General features: G+C 71.4%; 13 protein-coding genes and 1 pseudogene. 8 read left to right on the top strand and 6 right to left on the bottom strand.

The window, feature by feature from the left end; translation table 11 throughout:
• Positions 1-31 precede the first annotated feature (31 nt).
• On the bottom strand, positions 32-1297 hold the full coding sequence (locus CLV63_RS30955; protein WP_106586801.1) for a cytochrome P450 family protein: 1266 nt from the start codon (positions 1295-1297) through the stop codon (positions 32-34).
• A 438-nt stretch (positions 1298-1735) separates the two neighbouring features.
• Positions 1736-2233 carry a DUF523 domain-containing protein gene (locus CLV63_RS30950; protein WP_106586814.1) on the bottom strand — a complete coding sequence of 166 codons (498 nt, stop codon included), beginning with the start codon at positions 2231-2233 and terminating at the stop codon, positions 1736-1738.
• Between the two features lie 210 nt (positions 2234-2443).
• Here CLV63_RS30950 and CLV63_RS30945 point away from each other — a divergent pair, with 210 nt between their 5' ends.
• The 7 genes from CLV63_RS30945 to CLV63_RS30915 all read left to right on the top strand — a co-directional run bounded on the left by CLV63_RS30945 (position 2444) and on the right by CLV63_RS30915 (position 12913).
• Complete coding sequence (locus tag CLV63_RS30945) at positions 2444-3880, top strand: MFS transporter (RefSeq protein WP_106586800.1); 1437 nt, start codon at positions 2444-2446, stop codon at positions 3878-3880.
• A gap of 171 nt (positions 3881-4051) precedes the next feature.
• Positions 4052-5740, top strand: coding sequence for a thiamine pyrophosphate-binding protein (locus CLV63_RS30940; protein ID WP_106586799.1), 1689 nt, complete (start codon positions 4052-4054; stop codon positions 5738-5740).
• 16 nt (positions 5741-5756) lie between these two features.
• A complete protein-coding gene (frc, locus tag CLV63_RS30935) occupies positions 5757-6986 on the top strand; it encodes a formyl-CoA transferase (RefSeq protein WP_106586798.1) in 1230 nt (409 codons plus the stop codon).
• A 4-nt stretch (positions 6987-6990) separates the two neighbouring features.
• The gene (locus CLV63_RS30930) at positions 6991-9153 is read left to right on the top strand and encodes an acetate--CoA ligase family protein (protein WP_106586797.1); all 2163 of its coding nucleotides are present in this window, start codon (positions 6991-6993) and stop codon (positions 9151-9153) included.
• 395 nt (positions 9154-9548) lie between these two features.
• Positions 9549-11138 carry an Nramp family divalent metal transporter gene (locus CLV63_RS30925; protein WP_106586796.1) on the top strand — a complete coding sequence of 530 codons (1590 nt, stop codon included), beginning with the start codon at positions 9549-9551 and terminating at the stop codon, positions 11136-11138.
• On the top strand, positions 11138-11698 hold the full coding sequence (locus CLV63_RS30920) for a hypothetical protein (RefSeq protein WP_106586795.1): 561 nt from the start codon (positions 11138-11140) through the stop codon (positions 11696-11698). The genes CLV63_RS30925 and CLV63_RS30920 overlap by 1 nt, the downstream gene beginning before the upstream one ends.
• Before the next feature lie 117 nt (positions 11699-11815).
• Complete coding sequence (locus tag CLV63_RS30915) at positions 11816-12913, top strand: TerC family protein (RefSeq protein ID WP_106586794.1); 1098 nt, start codon at positions 11816-11818, stop codon at positions 12911-12913.
• 121 nt (positions 12914-13034) lie between these two features.
• On the opposite strand, the gene CLV63_RS30910 is transcribed toward CLV63_RS30915, so the two are convergent.
• Positions 13035-13718 carry a GntR family transcriptional regulator gene (locus CLV63_RS30910; RefSeq protein ID WP_106586793.1) on the bottom strand — a complete coding sequence of 228 codons (684 nt, stop codon included), beginning with the start codon at positions 13716-13718 and terminating at the stop codon, positions 13035-13037.
• Between the two features lie 205 nt (positions 13719-13923).
• On the opposite strand from CLV63_RS30910, the gene CLV63_RS30905 reads away from it, so the two are divergent.
• Entirely contained in the window at positions 13924-14937 is a 1014-nt protein-coding gene (locus CLV63_RS30905) for a 2-dehydropantoate 2-reductase (RefSeq protein WP_106586792.1), read from the top strand.
• 534 nt (positions 14938-15471) lie between these two features.
• On the opposite strand, the gene CLV63_RS30900 is transcribed toward CLV63_RS30905, so the two are convergent.
• From CLV63_RS30900 to CLV63_RS30890, 3 genes and pseudogenes are all read right to left on the bottom strand, one after another.
• Positions 15472-17019, bottom strand: coding sequence for an aldehyde dehydrogenase family protein (locus tag CLV63_RS30900; protein ID WP_106586791.1), 1548 nt, complete (start codon positions 17017-17019; stop codon positions 15472-15474).
• A complete protein-coding gene (gene sucD, locus CLV63_RS30895; RefSeq protein ID WP_106586790.1) occupies positions 17016-17918 on the bottom strand; it encodes a succinate--CoA ligase subunit alpha in 903 nt (300 codons plus the stop codon). Before sucD ends, CLV63_RS30900 begins: the two co-directional genes overlap by 4 nt.
• A gap of 14 nt (positions 17919-17932) precedes the next feature.
• Positions 17933-18052 (bottom strand): annotated as a pseudogene (locus tag CLV63_RS30890) (ADP-forming succinate--CoA ligase subunit beta); the annotation flags it as partial.

The following is an 18052-nucleotide window of genomic DNA, read 5'->3' as shown; positions in this document are numbered from 1 at the left end:
CAGCTGAGACCGGCCGGCCAAGACGGGCCGGTCAGGCGGGACGGCGCGGGTGCGGCACGCCCGCCCCCTCGCGCGGCCGGGGGACGACAGGGAGCTCGGCGAACCCGTTGATGACGAGCGAGGGGATCCTGGGCGGCGGCCCCGGCGCGGCGAGGCCGATCCGGGGGAACGCGTCGAAGAGCGTGGTCAGCGCGACGTGGGCTTCGAGCCGGGCGAGGTGCGCACCAAGGCAGTAGTGGGGCCCGTGCCCGAACGCGAGGTGCTCCTTCTCCGAGCGGTCGGGGTCGAAGGTGTCCGGGGTATCGGCGTGCAGCTCCGGGTCGCGCCCTGCCGCGGCGAACGCCAGGAGGACGGGGTCCCCCTGCCGGATGAGCACGCCCTCGCCCAGGTCGATGTCCGCCAGCGCGTACCGGAGCGGGAGGTGCATCACGGGCCCCTCGTGGCGCAGCGTCTCCTCAATGACGTCGTCCCAGGTGAGCGTGTTCTCGGCGATCCGTTCACGGTAATGCGGGTGGGCCAGCAGGGCGTGGGCCGCGCTGGTGATCAGGTTGACCGCCGTCTCGTAACCGGCGCCGATCAGCAGGAAGAAGCTGTCGTGCAGCTCCTCTTCCGGCATCGCCGGTGCACCGTCGACGGAGCCGGTGAGGAGGTCACTGGTCAGGTCGTCCCCCGGGGCCTGCCGCTTGCGGCGCACCAGCTCCGTGAGGCAGGCGTCCAGCTCGACCTGGATGGCGGCGGACTGCTCCGGGGTGACGGTGGTGTCGATGATGCCGTCGATGGCGGCGCCCAAGCGGTCGCGCATGGACTCGGGGACGCCGAAGAGGTCGCAGATGACGGTCATCGTGAGCGGCAGCGACAGCGCCGACCGCAGGTCGGCGGTCTCCCCCGGCGCCAGCTCCGCGAGGCGGGCGACCAGCGCGTCCGCCGTGGCCTGGACCCGCGGGCGCATCGCCGCCACCCGGCGGGGTGAGAACGACGGCGCGAGGCGGCGACGCCGCTGCCGGTGCTCCGCCCCGTAGGCGTTCACGAAGGTGCGTTGCAGGGTGATCGCCGCCAGCTGCCAACCCTCGGGGATGTCGGCGATCCCGGGCCAGTGCCGGTGGGGGTCGCGGGAGATGCGCGGATCGGTCGTCATCTCGCGGATGACGCTGTGGCGGGTCACCGACCAGGCGCGGACGCCGCCGGGCAGCTCGACCAGGACGGCGGGGCCCTGCGCGCGCAGAGCGGCGGCCTCGGCGTGCACGGCACCGGCCGTGATGTCGAGGACGGGACAGCGGGACACGGGAGTCGATGGCATGGGCGCTCCTCTCACCGGCGCACACGCGACCCGTCCTCCTGCGCGAGCCGGGCGGGCGGCCGCAGTGCATCGAGTTGGGGACTCGGCGGCGCACGGTGTGACACGACGTGGCTCGGCGTGAAACGGCGCAGCCGCTGCTTCACGGGGTGCCCGCGGCACCGCTCCGGGAACGCCGCACGGGGTGACAGAGGCAGTTCTGGCGGCGGGGGCACACGCCTGTCGCCCCGCGGACACCCCGGCCCCGCCTGGCCCGTCTCAGCGCTTTCCCAGTTCCAGTGCCTCTCAGGTCTCAGCGCTTCACAGGTCTAAGTGCTTTTCCAGGTCCCAGTGCTTCACAGGTCTCGGGGCGGTGCCCACGTGTGGTGAGGCGGCTCCAGCGCGGGCCCGACCCGCCGCGCACGGCACCGTGTGCGTCGCCGAACGGTCGCCGAACCCGTCTCAGGGGGACGCCAGAGCGGCGAGGTGCGCCGCCGCGGCGTCGATCTCCGACTCGGAGAACACCGCGACCCCGGCCGCGCGCAGCAGATGCGCGGTGACGCCAGAACCGTCGATCGTGGTACCGGAGAACGTGCCGTCGTGGACGCGGTGCACACCGCACGACGGGCTGCCCTCCTTGAGCACCGCGATCCGCGTGCCGTGGCGGCGGGCGGCGCGCACGGCGCCGTGCGCGCCCGCGAGGAAGACCTCGGTGACGTCGGCGCCCGCAGGGGTGATGATGCGCGCCGACCCGTCCAGAACGGCGGCCGCGGTGCCGCCCGCCTCGATCTCGGCCGGCGGCCGCGGCACGGGCAGGCCCCCGGCGACCTCGGGGCAGTAGGACACCAGGCGCCCCTCGGCACGCCAGCGGGCGACCTCGGCGTGCGCCGTGGCCTTCCCCGCGCCGTCGTACCGGACCCGCTGGCCGAGCAGGCATGCGCTCACGAGGATCTTCTCCAGGTTCTTCACCATGGCCCGCGCCTTTCGTCCCGGATCGGTTGCCGCGCGTCCGCGGACCGCCACAACGCTACCGGTGCCGCGTCTCGAAGTGCCGAGTGCCCGTCGCACCCGACAGCGCCCGGCCCGCCGGTTCCTGTGCGATCGGTCACAGAAAACCCTTCTCAATGACGTAGATCACATGCATACTGTATACAGTTTGGAGGTGGACCAGTGACTCAACAGCCCCCGCTCACCCCAGGCCCGCCGACCGGCCCCACCCGCCCCTCCGACCCCGCCGACACCGCCGACACCGCGCCCGGCTCCGACGCCTCCGGCACCGACCCCGCCCCCACCACCCCGCACGCCGAGCTCGCCGACTGGCGCGGCCGCCGCTATGTCGTCGGGCCCACGCCCCGCGATCTCACCGGCCAGGGCCGCGCCGGGATCCTGGCCCGCTCGGCGATCGCACTGGCGGCGATCGGCGTCCTCCAGTTCGGATACGGGGCAGCAGTGCCGACCCTGGTCGCCGCGCACGACTGGAGCGTCCCCGAAGCGCTGCTGCCGTTCGTCGTCTGGGCGGTGCTCCAAGGCGGATCGGCGCTGCCGGTGGCGCGCCTGCGCGCCGCCGGGCTGCTCTCGCCCGGCCGCGCCGTCGCCCTCGGCGGCCTGCTGTGCGCCGTCGCGCTGCTGTCCGTCGGCTACGGCGGCGGGCTCGCCTGGCTGCTGCTCGGCTACGGGGTGCTCGGCGGGATCGGGGCCGGGCTCGTGTACCACTCCTGCGTCCACGTGGCCTCCCAGTGGTATCCGGAGCGGCCCGGGACCGCGGCCGGGCTGGTCGGCGGCGCGTTCGCCCTGGGGTCGGCCCCGCTGGCGGCGGCGCTGCTGGGCCTGCGCCCCGAGGCGCTCGCCACGTCCTGCGCGGTGCTCGCCGCCGCCGCGGCCGTGCTGTCGCTGTGGTGCGCGGCGCGGCTGCCCTCGCCCCCTCCGGACTGGTGGCCGCCCGAAACCGACCCCCGGGCGTGGGCACTGTCGGCGCAGGCCAACCCGGCGGCGTCACGCGACCACTCCCCCGCCGAGGCGTGGCGCAGCGGGGCGCTGCCCACCCTGAACGCCGTCCTCGCCCTCGCCGGTGCCGTGTCGCTGTTCGACCTCGCGGTGCTGCCCGCCCTGCTCGCCGAACACGGGCCGTCCCCCGGGCTCGCCGGCGCCGTCATCGGCACCTTGATCGCCGCCAACGCCGTGGGCCGCGTCTCGGCGAGCCGGTGGTCCGAGGCCGCCGGGCGGCGCCGCGTGCTGGTGCTGGTGCTGCTCGCCGGGGCGCTGGCGCACGCCGGACTGGTCATCGCGGGGGCCGGCGGCCCCACCGTCCTCCTCCTGGGCTGCGCGGTCCTCGCCGGACTGGGCGGCGGCGCGTGCTACCCGCTCGCGTGCACGCTCGCCGTCGACTACTTCGGGCTCCGCGACAGCGCGCGCAACCAGGCGTTCGTCTACAGCGCCAAGGCGCTGGGCGGGCTCCTCGGGGTGGGCGGCGGGGCGGCGCTGCTGGCGTTCGCCCCCGCGCACGCCTTCGACGCCGCGCTCGCCGCGGCCGGGCTGTGCGCCTTCGCCGCCGCCGGGCTCGCGCTCCGGCTGCGGCGCCCGTTCCAGGTCAGAACGATCCCGGCATGACCGCGGCAGCGCAGTCCGGAAGGCGGCCCCGCGGGTGGGCCGGCGGGTGGTCCGGCGAGTCGTCCGGCAAGGCGAATCGCGGCGCGCTCTGGACATGCGGCGCGTCCTCCGGTAGCAATGGAACAGCGATTGTATGCAGTATCCAATGCGCGATATCATCGAGGAGAGCTGATGGCGGACACGACGAGTGACGGTACGACGATCTCGGGCGGGCACCTCGTAGCCAAGGCCCTCAAGGCCGAAGGGGTCGACGTCATCTTCACCCTGTGCGGCGGCCACATCATCGACATCTACGACGGCTGCGTCGACGAAGGCATCGACGTCATCGACGTCCGCCACGAGCAGGTGGCGGCCCACGCCGCCGACGGCTACGCCCGGATGACCGGGAAACCCGGCTGCGCGGTGGTCACCGCCGGGCCCGGCACCACCGACGCCGTCACAGGCATCGCCAACGCCTACCGCGCCGAGAGCCCCATGCTCGTCATCGGCGGCCAAGGGGCCCTCAGCCAGCACAAGATGGGATCCCTCCAGGACCTCCCCCACGTCGACATGATCTCGCCCATCTCGAAGTTCGCGGCGACCGTGCCGCACACCGAGCGGGTGGCCGACATGGTGTCCATGGCGTTCCGCGAATCGCTCAACGGCGCACCCGGGCCCTCCTTCCTGGAGATCCCCCGCGACATCCTCGACGCCGACGTCCCGGCGGCCGCCGCGCGGATCCCCGAGCCCGGCCACTACCGCGCCTCCACCCGCCAGGGCGGCGACCCCGCCGCCATCGAGCGCCTCGCCGAACTCCTGGTGCGCTCCGAGAAGCCGAGCATCCTGCTCGGCAGCCAGGTCTGGACCACCAGGGCCACCGACTCGGCCACCGAACTGGTGCGGGCCCTCAACGTCCCCGCCTACATGAACGGCGCCGGCCGCGGCACCCTGCCGCCCGGCGACCCGCACCACTTCCAGCTGTCCCGGCGCTACGCCTTCACCAACTCCGACCTGATCATCATCATCGGCACCCCGTTCGACTTCCGGATGGGATACGGCAAGCGCCTCTCACCCGACGCCACCGTCGTCCAGATCGACCTGTCGTACGCCACCGTCGGCAAGAACCGCGACATCGACCTCGGCATCGTGGGCGACGCCGACGTCATCCTGTCCTCGGTGCTCCAGGCCGTCTCCGCCTACGGCGACAACGGCGCCCAGGGCCGCAAGCAGTGGATGGAGGAACTGCGCGCGCAGGAGCGCACCGCCATCGACAAGCGCGCCGCGCTGATCCACTCCGACGCCTCCCCCATCCACCCCTACCGCCTCGTCAACGAGATCAACGAGTTCCTCACCGAGGACTCCATCTACATCGGCGACGGCGGCGACATCGTCACCTTCTCCGGGCAGGTCGTGCAGCCCAAGTCCCCCGGCCACTGGCTCGACCCCGGGCCGCTGGGCACCCTCGGCGTCGGCGTCCCCTTCGTCATGGCCACCAAGTACGCCCGGCCCGACAAGGAGGTCGTCGCCCTGTTCGGCGACGGCGCGTTCAGCCTCACCGGCTGGGACTTCGAGACCCTGGTGCGGTTCGACATGCCGTTCATCGGCATCGTCGGCAACAACTCGTCGATGAACCAGATCCGCTACGGCCAGATCGCGAAGTACGGCGCCGACCGCGGCAACGTCGGCAACACCCTCGGCGACGTCCGCTACTCCGAGTTCGCCAAGATGCTCGGCGGCTACGGCGAAGAGGTCCGCGACCCCGCCGAGATCGCCCCGGCACTGCGCCGCGCCCGCGAGTCCGGCAAGCCCTCCCTCATCAACGTATGGATCGACCCCGAGGTCTACGCCCCGGGCACCCGCAACCAGACCATGTACAAGTGAGCAGGGCGGGAGCACGATGACCAAGGCACTGGAGGGCGTCCGCGTCCTCGACATGACCCACGTGCAGTCCGGCCCGTCCGCGACCCAGATCCTCGCCTGGCTCGGCGCCGACGTCGTGAAACTCGAAGCGCCGAGCGGCGACATCACGCGCCGCCAACTCCGCGACCTGCCCGACGTCGACAGCCTCTACTTCACGATGCTCAACGGCAACAAGCGCAGCATCACCCTGAACACCAAGAGCCCCGAAGGCAAGGAGATCTTCCAGCGCCTCATCCGCGAATCCGACGTGCTGGTCGAGAACTTCGCCCCCGGCGCGCTCGACCGCATGGGGTTCACCTGGGACGCGCTGCGCGCCACCAACCCGCGGCTGATCTACGCCTCCATCAAGGGGTTCGGCCCCGGCGCCTACGCCGACTACAAGGCGTACGAGGTCATCGCCCAGGCCATGGGCGGGTCCATGAGCACCACCGGATTCGAGCAGGGCCCCCCGCTGGCGACCGGCGCGCAGATCGGCGACTCCGGCACCGGGATGCACGTGGTCGCCGGGATCCTCGCCGCGCTGTACAGCCGCACCGTCACCGGCCAGGGGCAGCGGGTCGAGGTCGCCATGCAGGACGCCGTGCTGAACCTGTGCCGGGTCAAGCTCCGCGACCAGCAGCGGCTCGCACACGGGCCCCTCAACGAGTACCCCAACGAGGAGTTCACCGACGAAGTCCCCCGCTCCGGCAACGCCTCGGGCGGCGGCCAGCCCGGCTGGGCGGTGCGCACCGCACCCGGCGGCCCCAACGACTACGTCTACGTCATCGTCCAACCCCCCGGCTGGGCCCCGATCACCGAGATCATCGGGCACCCCGAACTCGCCCAGGACCCCGAGTGGGCCACCCCCGAGGCGCGCCTCAACAAGCTCGACAAGATGTTCGCCCTCATCGAGGAATGGTCCTCCCTGCACCCCAAATGGGAGGTCCTCGCCGCCCTCAACGACCGCAACGTCCCCTGCGGCCCGATCATGTCCACCAGGGAGATCATCGAGGACCCCACCCTGAACGACAACGGCATCGTGGCCACCGTCGAGCACCCCGAGCGCGGCGCCTACAAGACCGTCGGACTGCCCATCCGGCTGTCCGACTCCCCCGCCGAGATCACGCGCTCCCCCCTCCTCGGCGAGCACAACACCGACATCTACGGCGACGAACTCGGCATCCCCGCCGAGGAACTCGCCTCCCTCAAGGCGAACGGAGTGATCTGAGACGATGGCCACCCAGACCACCGGCCCGGCAACGGGCCGCACCTACGACCGCGAAGCGGTGCGGACCCTGCTCGACCGGGCCCGCTCCGCCGGGCGCGACTCCCTGACCGCGCCCGAGGGCAAGGCGATCGCCGACGCCTACGGCATCCCCGTCCCGGGTGAGGCGCTCGCCACCTCAGCGGACGAAGCGGTGTCCCTCGCCGTCGAACTCGGCCTCCCCGTCGTCGCCAAGATCGTCTCCCCCGACATCCTGCACAAGACGGAGGCCGGCGGCGTCGAAGTCGGCATCGCCACCCCCGAGGCCGCCGCCGACGCCTACCGGCGCATCGTCGCCAACGCCCGCGCCTACAACGCCGACGCCGAGATCGTCGGCGTGCAGCTCCAGCAGCAGGTCACCGGCGGCCACGAGGTCATCATCGGCGCCACCACCGACCCCACCTTCGGCAAGATCGTGGTGTTCGGGCTGGGCGGGGTGCTGGTCGAGGTCCTCAAGGACGTCACCTTCCGCATGGCCCCCATCACCCCGGAGGAGGCCCGCGCCCAGGTCGAGGACATCCGCGCCGTCGAGGTGCTGCGCGGTGTGCGCGGCGCGGCAGGCGCCGACCTCGACCGGCTCGCCGACGTCCTCAGCCGGCTGTCCGACCTGGTCACCGACTTCCCCGAGATCGCGGAGGCCGACCTCAACCCGGTCTTCGCCGACGCCTCCGGCGCGGTGGCGGCCGACCTGCGGTTCGTCCTCGACTTCGACCCGCCCGCACCGCCCAAGCGGTTCGAGCGCGCGGAGATCCTCACCGCGATGGAGCGGGTGTTCAAACCCAGATCCATCGCCATCATCGGGGCGTCCAACGAGGCGGGGAAGATCGGCCACTCCGTCATCAAGAACATCGTCGACGGCGGCTACGCCGGCGCGGTCCACCCGGTGAACCCCAAGGCGCCCGAGGTCTACGGGCACAAGGCGTACGCGAGCATCAGCGACGTCCCCGGCGACGTCGACGTCGCCGTGTTCGCCATCCCGGCGAAGTTCGTCGCCTCCGCGCTGGAGGAGGCCGGCGCCAAGGGCGTCGCCGCGGCGATCCTGATCCCCTCCGGGTTCGCCGAGACCGGGGAGCAGGAACTCCAGGACGAGGTGCTGGCGATCGCCCGGCGGCACGGGGTGCGGCTGCTCGGCCCCAACATCTACGGCTACTACTACACGCCGGAGAAGCTGTCGGCGACCTTCTGCACGCCCTACGACGTCGCCGGCGGCACCGCGCTGACCTCCCAGTCCGGCGGCATCGGCATGGCCATCCTCGGGTACAGCCGCAGCACCCGCACCGGCGTCTCGGCGATCGTGGGCGTCGGCAACAAGGCCGACATCGACGAAGACGACCTGCTGACGTTCTTCGGCCAGGACGACAACACCAACGCCATCGCCATGCACCTCGAAGACCTCAAGGACGGCCGCGCCTTCGTCGAGGCCGCGCGCGAGGTCGTGCCGAAGAAACCGGTCGTGGTGCTGAAGGCGGGGCGCACCTCCGCCGGGGCGCGCGCCGCCGGCTCCCACACGGGGGCGCTGGCGGGCGACGACAAGGTCTACGACGACATCCTGCGCCAGGCCGGCGTGGTCCGCGCGCCGGGGCTCAACGAGCTCCTGGAGTTCGGCCGCGCCCTGCCGGTGCTGCCGACCCCCAAGGGCGAGAACATCGTCATCATCACGGGGGCCGGCGGGTCGGGGGTGCTGCTCTCCGACGCGGTCATCGACAACGGGATGTCGCTGTACGAGATCCCGCCCGACCTCGACGCCTCGTTCCGGGCGTTCATCCCGCCCTTCGGCGCGGCGGGCAACCCCGTCGACATCACCGGCGGCGAACCGCCCTCCACCTACGAGAACACCATCCGGCTGGGTCTGGACGACGACAACGTGCACGCCCTGATCCTCGGCTACTGGCACACCATCGTCACGCCGCCGATGGTCTTCGCGAAGCTCGTCGCGAACGTGGTCGGAGAGGCCCGCGCCCGGGGCATCGACAAGCCCGTCGTCGCGTCGCTCTCCGGCGACACCGAGGTCGAAGAGGCCGCGCAGTACCTCTTCGAGCACGGCGTCGTCGCCTACCCCTACACCACCGAGAAGCCCGTGCAGGTCTTGGGCGCGAAGTACCGCTGGGCGCGCTCGGCCGGCCTGCTCTGACCAGGCCGCAACCGATCCTGGCCGGGCCGTACCAACTCTGACCAGGTCTGTTCAGGTCTGACCAGCCCTGACAGAGTCTGAACTGCTTCGACCGACCCGTTCCGGACCGGTGGTCGTCGACCGATCGCCATCGACCGACTGCCACCGACCGGCCGGGTCGCGCCGGAAGGGCGCCCTCACGTCCCTCCGATGCGCACCGCACGACCAGTGACCCGGCGGCCTCGCACGCCGCCGCAGAGAGGACGCCGGGTCCAGCCACCGGGCGACGGGCCGCCACTCGTACCCCGGTGACCAGCACCGATACAGCCGCACGACCGTGAGGAGAACGCAGCACCAGGGGGCGTCATGGGAGCAACTCGCTCGCATTCCGCATGTCCCAAGCAGGGAGTTCGTCCATGGATCCCACCCGTCCCGAAAGCGGCGACCGGCCGGCCTCGGCCGACGCGCCCCCGCACCAGCCACTGGTTCCCAAGCAGCGGCAGACCGAGCCCCCCGAACCCGAGACCATCCCCACCATCGAATCGACAGCGCAGGACACCGCCCCGAAGGAGCGGTTCTGGAAGGCCGGCCGGCTGGAGCCGATGCCGATCCGCCCCCTGCCCAAGGCACCGCCGTCCATCCACATCCTCGGCCCCACCGTGTTCCTCGTGGCGCTGGGCGTGGGCATGGGCGAGTCCTACATGTGGCCGCGCCTCGTGCTGCTGTTCGGCCCGGAGATCCGCTGGCTGTTCCTTGTCGGCGTCTCCCTCCAGGCCGTGGTCATGCTGGAGATGTCCCGCTACGCCATGGCCACCGGCGAGAGCATCTTCTTCGGCGCCGCCCGCGTATTCAAACCACTGATGTGGTTCTTCTTCGTGACGGCGATCGCGGTCTACGTCTGGCCCGGCCACCTTTCCGCCGGCGCCTCCGCATTCGAGCAGGTCACCGGCATCCCCTGGCAGGCCACAGGGGTGGCGGGGATGCTGCTGGTCGGCGTGGTGTTCACGCTCGCCAAGGTCGTGTACAACCTGCTGGAGAACGTCCTCTCCATCTGTATCGGCATCCTGGTGGTCGGCACCTCCTTGGTGGCCGCGCTGGTCGGCAGCTTCGCCGACCTCGCCAGCACCATCACCGGGATGTTCGCCGTCGGATACCTGCCCGACGAGGCCATGACGCCGACCTGGTTCCCGGTGGTCGTGGGCGCGATCGCGTTCGCCGGCCCCTCGGGGATGCAGCAGATGTGGTACACCCTGCACCTGCGCGACAAGGGCGCCGGCATGGGCGCGCACATCCCCAAGATCCGCGGCCTGCGGCACGCCGAGGAGCAGGAGACGATGCCCTCGCGCGGGTTCATGTTCGACACCGACGACCCCGCGGAGATGACCAAGTGGAAGGGCTGGCGCCGCTGGGTCACCTTCGACGCGTTCGTGCTCTTCTGGGGCATCACCATGCTCGTGACCATCTCGTTCACGGTGCTGGCGCAGGCGTCGACGCGCATCGACCCCGGCGTGGCCGACGTCATCCGCGGCGGCGACCAGGGCGCTTCACTGGACGCGATGGCCGGCTCCTTCTCCGCGGCAGGCAGCCCGGTCTTCGGCACGATGTTCTACTGCTTCATCGCGCTGATCGGGCTCAACGCCACCCTGGGGTTGTTCGACTCCTTCTCCCGCGGCCAGGCCGACATGACCTACTACTTCGTCCCCGGCGCCAAGAAGTTCAGCATCTCCAAGATCTACGCGTTCTTCCTCTGGGCGCTCATCGCCTTCGGCATCGGCGTCCTGCTGTTCGGCCCGGCCGACGGGCCCGCGGCGATCCTGGACACACTGGCCTTCCTGTCGGCGTTCGCCATGGGCGCCTACTGCGTGGTGCTGCTCCTCGTCAACAACATCACCCTGCCCAAGCCGATCCGCCCCGGCATCGTCAGCAATGCCCTCATCGCCTTCGCCGCGGTGTTCTACCTGGGCGCACTGTTCTACTCCCTGTTCGCCTTCGGGGTCGTGATCTGATGGCAGCCCACACCGCCTCACAGCAGAGTTCCGGCATCGTCCACAACGCCGAGGTCGCCGTCCCCGGTTTCGCGATCGGCCTGGTGGGTGGGTTGTTCGCGGCGGCGGTCGGCGCAACCGCCGGCCTGCCGTCGGCACTCACCCTGACCGTCGCCGCCGCGCTCGGCCTGCCGCTTGCACTACTCGGGGCGGGCTACTGCCTGTTGGTGGCGCATCACCGGATACCCTTGGGTGCCGTCTACCCGGTCGCCTTGTACTGGTTGGTCGGATTCCCCCTGGCACGGTTGTTCGACGAGTACACCGTGGCGGCCGTCATGGGCAGCGAGACCGTCCTGCGCGAGCCGCTGTGGGAGTTCCTGGTCTTCCAAGCACTGCTCAGCGTCGGGTACGCCATCGGGTTCCTCTGGCTGCACGAACGGATCGCACCGCACTGGTTCATCCGGATCCAGCAGCACAACCCGCTCGCCGCCGACCTGGTGCAGCGCTACCTGGAACATTTGAGTACCATCGGCCGCCGACGCGGTTCCGCCGAGCGGGGCCGCGGCAACGCCCCGACCTGACCCGCAACGCACTGGTGGATCCCGCTTCCACCCGTTCCCGTTCTCGCGCGCGGGGCGCCCCGGCGCCCCGCGCGGGACATCGCAGTGTCCCGACCGACCCTCATGGAGCACAGGACCTTGGACGTACAACCGTGGGTTTGGGCCGTGACGATCGCCGTACTGCTCGGCATCATCGCGCTCGACTTCATCATCATCGCCCGCAGACCCCATGAACCCTCCATGCGCGAGGCCGGGATCTGGATCAGCATCTACGTCTCGCTGGCCGTCATATTCGGCATCGGACTCGGCTTCTACACGGACAGCGCCCAAGGTCTCGACTTCTTCACCGGCTGGATCGTCGAGTACTCGATGAGCATGGACAACCTGTTCGTGTTCATCCTGATCCTCGGCTCGTTCGCGGTGCCGCCCGAGCACCGCCAACGCGTCCTGCTCGTCGGCATCGCGCTCGCCCTGCTGTTCCGCGGGATCTTCATCGCACTGGGCGCGGCCGTCGTCAACGCCTTCGCCGGCGTCTTCTTCCTCTTCGGCGCCTTCCTGCTGTACACAGCGTGGAAGCTGATCACGGCCGGCGGCGAGGACGAGGAGTACAAGGAGAACGCCGCCGTCCGGATGGTCCGCCGGTTCATGCCGACCACCGACGTCTACCACGGCTCGAAGCTCACCGTGCGGATCGACGGCGTCCGGGTCGTCACCCCCATGCTGCTCGTGATGATCGCGGTGGGCCTCACCGACGTACTCTTCGCCCTCGACTCCATCCCGGCGATCTTCGGCATCACCCAGGAGCCCTACCTGGTCTTCACGGCCAACGCGTTCGCCCTGATGGGCCTGCGCCAGCTCTACTTCCTCATCGGCGGGCTGCTCAACAAGCTGGTCCACCTGAGCAAGGGCCTGGCGATCATCCTGGGGTTCATCGGCGTGAAGCTGATCCTGCACGCCCTGCACGAGACCACCGACCTGCACGTGCCCGAGATCCCCACCGAGATCTCGCTCCTGGTCATCCTCGCCACCCTGGCGATCACCACGGTGACGAGCCTGATCTCCAGCAAGCGCACCGCGGCGGCCGCGGCCGAAGGTGCGGCGGCCGAGGGCGGCGCCGCAGCGGAGAAGGAGCCCGAAGCCGGGGAGTCCAGCCCTGCCGGTTCTGCCGGTTCTGCCGCCGACCCGGCCGGCCCGGACGCCCCGGGCGACGACGTGGACGAGACCGTCCACCGCTGACCGCCGCTCATCACGGCTCACCGCAACTCATTACGGTTCACCGCAATCCACCGCGGCCTACCACCGCGCGACCGGTACCGCGCCCGGGGCTCCCCGGGGCGGCACCCCGCGCGCCCGGCGGTCACCCACCGGGCGCGGTACCGACAAGGTCGTGGTAGGTCAGCCGGGTGCGCTCGGTGTGCTCGCGCATCAGCGCCGCGGCCCGACCCTCGGCCCCCTCGGCGATGGCGCCGACGATCCGGGCGTGCTCGTCCCACGAGGACAGCCCCCTGACCCGGGCGACCGGCGCGTAATACCAGCGGACCCGCCGATCGACCTGCGCGGCGAGCTCGCTCAGCACCCGGTTCCCCGACACCTCGGTGAGCCCGCGGTGGAACTCGGCGTTGGCGGCGACCACCCGCTCGACGTCATCGGACTCGACGGCGGCGACCCCGGCGCCGCACAGCTCCCGCAACCGGTCGAGCTCCTCACTGCCGGCGCACTGCGCCGCGAGCCGCGCCGACTCGGTCTCCAGCACCGCGCGGACCGCGAGGAGCTGGTCGGCCTCACTCTCACTCGGCGTGTGCACATAGGCCCCATGCCCCGGGCGCAGGTCGACCCACCCTTCGTTGTTCAGCTTCTGTAGCGCCTCGCGCACCGGCTGCCGGGAGACCCCCAGCACTTCGGCGATGTCGCTCTCGACCAGGTGGCGCCCCGGCGGAAGCTCGCGGGTGATGATCTGGTCGAGCAGCGCCTCGTAGGCGGCCTCCCTGAGGGGGACCGGGCGCGCGACCTTGCCGGGGCGGTATGACGGCTGAGCGGGCATGCAGGGCTCCTCGCCGCCCGGAGCGCCACCCGCGCGGCGCCGCCGACCGGCGGCGGTGGGCGAGAAGAACCCGGGAACTTGTCGGATCGGCACGGTCGGCGGGTCCTTCTCGGCGGAACCCGGACCAGAGACGTCTGATTCTGTTTAGCATACTGTATACAAAATGTACTTGGCTATATGAACTTGGCTACGGAAAGGGACCCTCATGCGCATCGCGATTCTGGGCGCCGGAGCGATCGGCGCCTATGTCGGCGCCGCACTGCACCGCGGCGGCGCCGACGTCCACCTGATCGCCCGCGGAGCACAGCTCCACGCGCTGCGCGAGAGGGGGATCCAGGTCCTCAGCCCGCGCGGCGACTTCACCGCCCACCCCCACGCGACGGCGGACCCGCGCGAGATCGGCCCCGTGGACGTCGTGTTCCTCGGCCTCAAGGCACAGCACTACGCGGCCTGCACACCACTGCTGCGCCCCCTGCTCGGCCCCGCCACCGCCGTCGTCGCGGCGCAGAACGGCATCCCCTGGTGGTACTTCCACGGCCTCGACGGCCCCTACGCCGGGCGCCGGCTGGAGACCGTCGACCCCGGCGGCACGGTCAGCCGCGCCATCCCCGTGGAACGCGCCATCGGCTGCGTCGTCTACGCCGCCACCGAGATCGTCGAACCGGGCGTCATCCGGCACCTGGAGGGCACCCGCTTCTCCATCGGAGAACCCGACGGCAGCGACTCCGCACGCTGCCGCGCCTTCAGCGAGGCGATGATCGCGGGCGGGCTGAAGTGCCCGATAGAGCCCGCTCTGCGCGAGGACATCTGGGTCAAGCTGATGGGCAACATCACCTTCAACCCGCTCAGCGCCCTTGCCCGCTCGACCATGGCCCAGATCTGCCGCCACGGCGCCACCAGGGACCTGGCGCGCACGATGATGAGCGAGACCCTGGAAGTGGCCGGGCGACTCGGGGTGCACCCCGAGATCTCCATCGAACGGCGGCTCGCCGGGGCCGAGCGCACCGGGGAGCACCGCACGTCCACGCTGCACGACGTGGAACGTGGACGCCCGATGGAGTTGGACGTCATCCTCACGGCAGTGGTGGAACTGGCCGACCTCACGCAGACCCCCGCGCCGACGCTGCGCGCGGTGAACGCCGTGGCGACACTGTTCAACGAGCGGCTGATCGACGGCACCGCCGCACCGGCGGCCCATGCACCGGCGGTCCCGGCCTGACCTGGTGATCGGTCGGCCGCCGCGGCAGCGGCCGACCAGCGGCAAGGGGGGCGAACCGGTTGGTTCGCCCCCCTTGTCGGATGACATGTCGAGGAATACTGTAGACCGTATACATGACAATGTGATCCAGGCAACATCATTGCACGATTGCCGCGGATGATTCGAGGTGACCGAACGTGGATCCGCATTCTCCGGCCCGCGCCCCCGCCGACGGCCGCCCTGTGCTCTTGCCATGACCGGCGCCGCGCAGGGCCCCATGTACGCGCCCTGCGCCGCAGCCCCACGAACGTCTACACCGGTCGGCATCGGATCATCCTGGAGAAGGCGTCCTCGACGCCAATGGCGGCCCCGGGGTGACTCCGCCGTCCGGACGGTAGGCGCGGGCCCGGTCGGCGTCGACAAGCCCCCTGACGCCGCCCGGGCCTGAACTCTGCGCCCGGCCCCCGTGCCGCCTCTCAGCCTTCTCCCTGGCAGCCCGCTGCCTCTTGACCCGCTGCCTGTTTTGACGCGCTGCCTGTCTTGACCCGCTGCCTCTCAGCCCGCTGCTTCGGGCCGCAGCGTGTACTCGGGGAAGTTGCCGGGCAGCCGCTCGCCGGCGGGACCCTCGGTGACGGCGTGCACCAGCAGCCGTCCGCCGACGAAGGCACCCCGCCAGGAGTCGCCCCAGCCGCCGAACAGCTCGTCGCGGTCGCCGCGCGAACGCGGCGCGTTGACGCCCACCTTGAACGCGCGGACGCTCGCGGCGAGCCGCGAGGCCGCATCGGGGTCGTCGCACGAGACCGTGCCGACGAGGGCGCCGTTGCTGGCGTTCATCGCGGCCAGCAGCTCGGCCTCGGTGTCGACCAGGACGATGGAGTCGACCGGGCCGAACGGTTCGGCATGGAACAGCGGCGATGAGCGCGGGGGCTCCAGCAGCGCCACCGGCGCGGAGTACGCGTCGGTGTTCTGCCCGGGCAGGAACCGGCCGTCGCCGAGGGAACCCTGGTACAGGGGGATCGCACCGCCCGTGACGGCTTCGGCCACCTGGCCGTCGAGGTCCTTTGCCTTCGCCGCGTTGATGAGCGGGCCGAAGTCGAGCTCGGGCAGGTCGTCGGAGGCGTCGGCCACGGCTAGCGGGTGGCCGAACCGCACCGAGCGGACCGCGGGCAGGTAGGCGGCGAGGAACCGGTCGAACAGCCGCCGCTGCACGACGAACCGGGGGTAGGCCGTACACCGCTGCTTGGCGTAGTCGAAGGTCTTGCGGACCTGGCCGGTGAAGGTGTCCCAGTCGTCGAACTCCCACACGCCCCAGCAGTTGAGCCCCTCCTGCTCCAGCACGTGGCGCTTGCCGAGGTCGGCGAGCGCGGTGGCGACCTGCCCGCCGGTGTCGCGGCCGCCGACAAAGGACACGCAGCCGATCTCGGGCGCGCGCACCAGCGCAGGCGAGAGATCGCGGCCACCGCCGCTGACCAGGGTGAACGGCAGCCCCTCGCGCACGGCGAGCGCCACGGCGAGCGTGAGGCAGCCCAGCCCGCCGTCGGTGGGGGTCTTGGCGATGGCGGCGTTGCCGGCGAGCGCCTGCACGCACATGGCGTGCGCGAGGACGCTCATGGGGTAGTTCCAGCTCGCGACGTTGCTGACCGGGCCGTCGAGCGGGGCCCTGCCGTCGAGCATGGGCTCGATCTGGTCGAGGTACCACTCGACGCCGGAGATCGCCCGATCGACGTCCTGGCGGGCCAGCCGCCACGGCTTGCCGATCTCCCAGACCAGCAGCAGCGCGAGCAGGTCGCGGTGCGCGCCCCACGCGTCGAGCGCGGCGCGCACCCGGCTGCGGCGCTCCGACAACGGGACCAGGCGCCACGCGCGGTGCTCGTCGGCGCCGGACCGGACGGCAGCGGCGGCGGTCTCGGCCGGCACCATCGGCGGCCCGGCGATCTCCGACCCGTCGACCGGGGAGAACGCGGGCCGGGGCACACCGTCGAAGCGCCATTCGCCGCCCCAGCGGTTGGCGACCCGCTCGGGGCCGAACGCCTCGGGGGCGAGGGCGCGGCAGCGCGCGTAGACGGCGGCCCACTCGGTTCCCGGCTTGAGTACGAGGGTCATCGCAGGCCTCCCGGTGCCCGTGCGAAGAGTTCGCGTGCGAGTTGGGCGGTCTCGCTCGGAGTCTTGCCGACCCGCACCCCCGCCGCCTCCAGCGCCTCCTTCTTCGCCGCGGCCGTACCCGCCGACCCCGACACGATCGCCCCCGCATGCCCCATCGTCTTGCCCTCCGGCGCGGTGAAGCCCGCGACGTAGCCCACCACCGGCTTGGTCACGTTGGCCTTGATGAACTCCGCGGCCCGCTCCTCGGCGTCGCCGCCGATCTCGCCGATCATCACGATCGCGTCGGTCTCCGCGTCGGCCTCGAACGCCGCCAGGGCATCGATGTGGGTCGTGCCGATCACCGGGTCCCCGCCGATGCCCACCGCCGTGGAGAAACCGATGTCGCGCAGCTCGTACATCATCTGATAGGTCAGCGTGCCCGACTTCGACACCAGCCCGATCCGCCCCGGCTTGGTGATGTCGGCCGGGATGATGCCCGCGTTGGACTCCCCCGGGGTGATCAGACCCGGGCAGTTGGGCCCGATGATCCGGGTCGCGTTGTCCTTGGACTTCGCGTAGGCCCAGAAGTAGGCCGTGTCGTGCACCGGGACGCCCTCGGTGATCACCACCGCCAGGCCGATCCCCGCGTCGACCGCCTCCACGACCGCGTCCTTGGCGAACCTGGGCGGCACGAAGATCACCGACACGTCCGCGCCGGTCTCCTTCATCCCCTCGGCCACCGACCCGAACACCGGCACCGCCGCGCCGTCGAAGTCCACGCTCTGCCCGGCCTTGCGCGGGTTGACCCCGCCCACCACCCGGGTGCCCGAGGCCAGCATCCGGCGGGTGTGCTTGGTGCCCTCCCCGCCCGTCATGCCCTGGACCAGCACCCGGCTGTCCTCGTTCAGAAAAATCGCCATGAGTCCTCTCCGCCCTACTTCGCCGCGGCCAGGGCGGCCGCCTGCGCGGCGGCGCCGTCCATCGTGTCCACCCGGCGCACCGCCGGATGCGCCCGCTCGGCCAGGATCGCCCGGCCCTGCTCGGCGTTGTTGCC

This window comes from Murinocardiopsis flavida, assembly GCF_003014485.1.
Taxonomy (GTDB): Bacteria; Actinomycetota; Actinomycetes; order Streptosporangiales; family Streptosporangiaceae; genus Murinocardiopsis; species Murinocardiopsis flavida.
Note: the sequence above shows the minus strand (reverse complement) of the source record. Positions and strands in the feature narration are given on the sequence as shown.

Excerpts from the sequence above, each read along its gene's own strand:
- CLV63_RS30955 (WP_106586801.1), bottom strand. The coding sequence starts at position 1,297 with ATGCCATCGACTCCCGTGTCCCGCTGTCCCGTCCTCGACATCACGGCC.
- CLV63_RS30940 (WP_106586799.1), top strand. The coding sequence starts at position 4,052 with ATGGCGGACACGACGAGTGACGGTACGACGATCTCGGGCGGGCACCTC.
- frc (WP_106586798.1), top strand. The coding sequence starts at position 5,757 with ATGACCAAGGCACTGGAGGGCGTCCGCGTCCTCGACATGACCCACGTG.
- CLV63_RS30930 (WP_106586797.1), top strand. The coding sequence starts at position 6,991 with ATGGCCACCCAGACCACCGGCCCGGCAACGGGCCGCACCTACGACCGC.
- CLV63_RS30925 (WP_106586796.1), top strand. The coding sequence starts at position 9,549 with ATGGATCCCACCCGTCCCGAAAGCGGCGACCGGCCGGCCTCGGCCGAC.
- CLV63_RS30920 (WP_106586795.1), top strand. The coding sequence starts at position 11,138 with ATGGCAGCCCACACCGCCTCACAGCAGAGTTCCGGCATCGTCCACAAC.
- CLV63_RS30910 (WP_106586793.1), bottom strand. The coding sequence starts at position 13,718 with ATGCCCGCTCAGCCGTCATACCGCCCCGGCAAGGTCGCGCGCCCGGTC.
- CLV63_RS30905 (WP_106586792.1), top strand. The coding sequence starts at position 13,924 with ATGCGCATCGCGATTCTGGGCGCCGGAGCGATCGGCGCCTATGTCGGC.
- CLV63_RS30900 (WP_106586791.1), bottom strand. The coding sequence starts at position 17,019 with ATGACCCTCGTACTCAAGCCGGGAACCGAGTGGGCCGCCGTCTACGCG.
- sucD (WP_106586790.1), bottom strand. The coding sequence starts at position 17,918 with ATGGCGATTTTTCTGAACGAGGACAGCCGGGTGCTGGTCCAGGGCATG.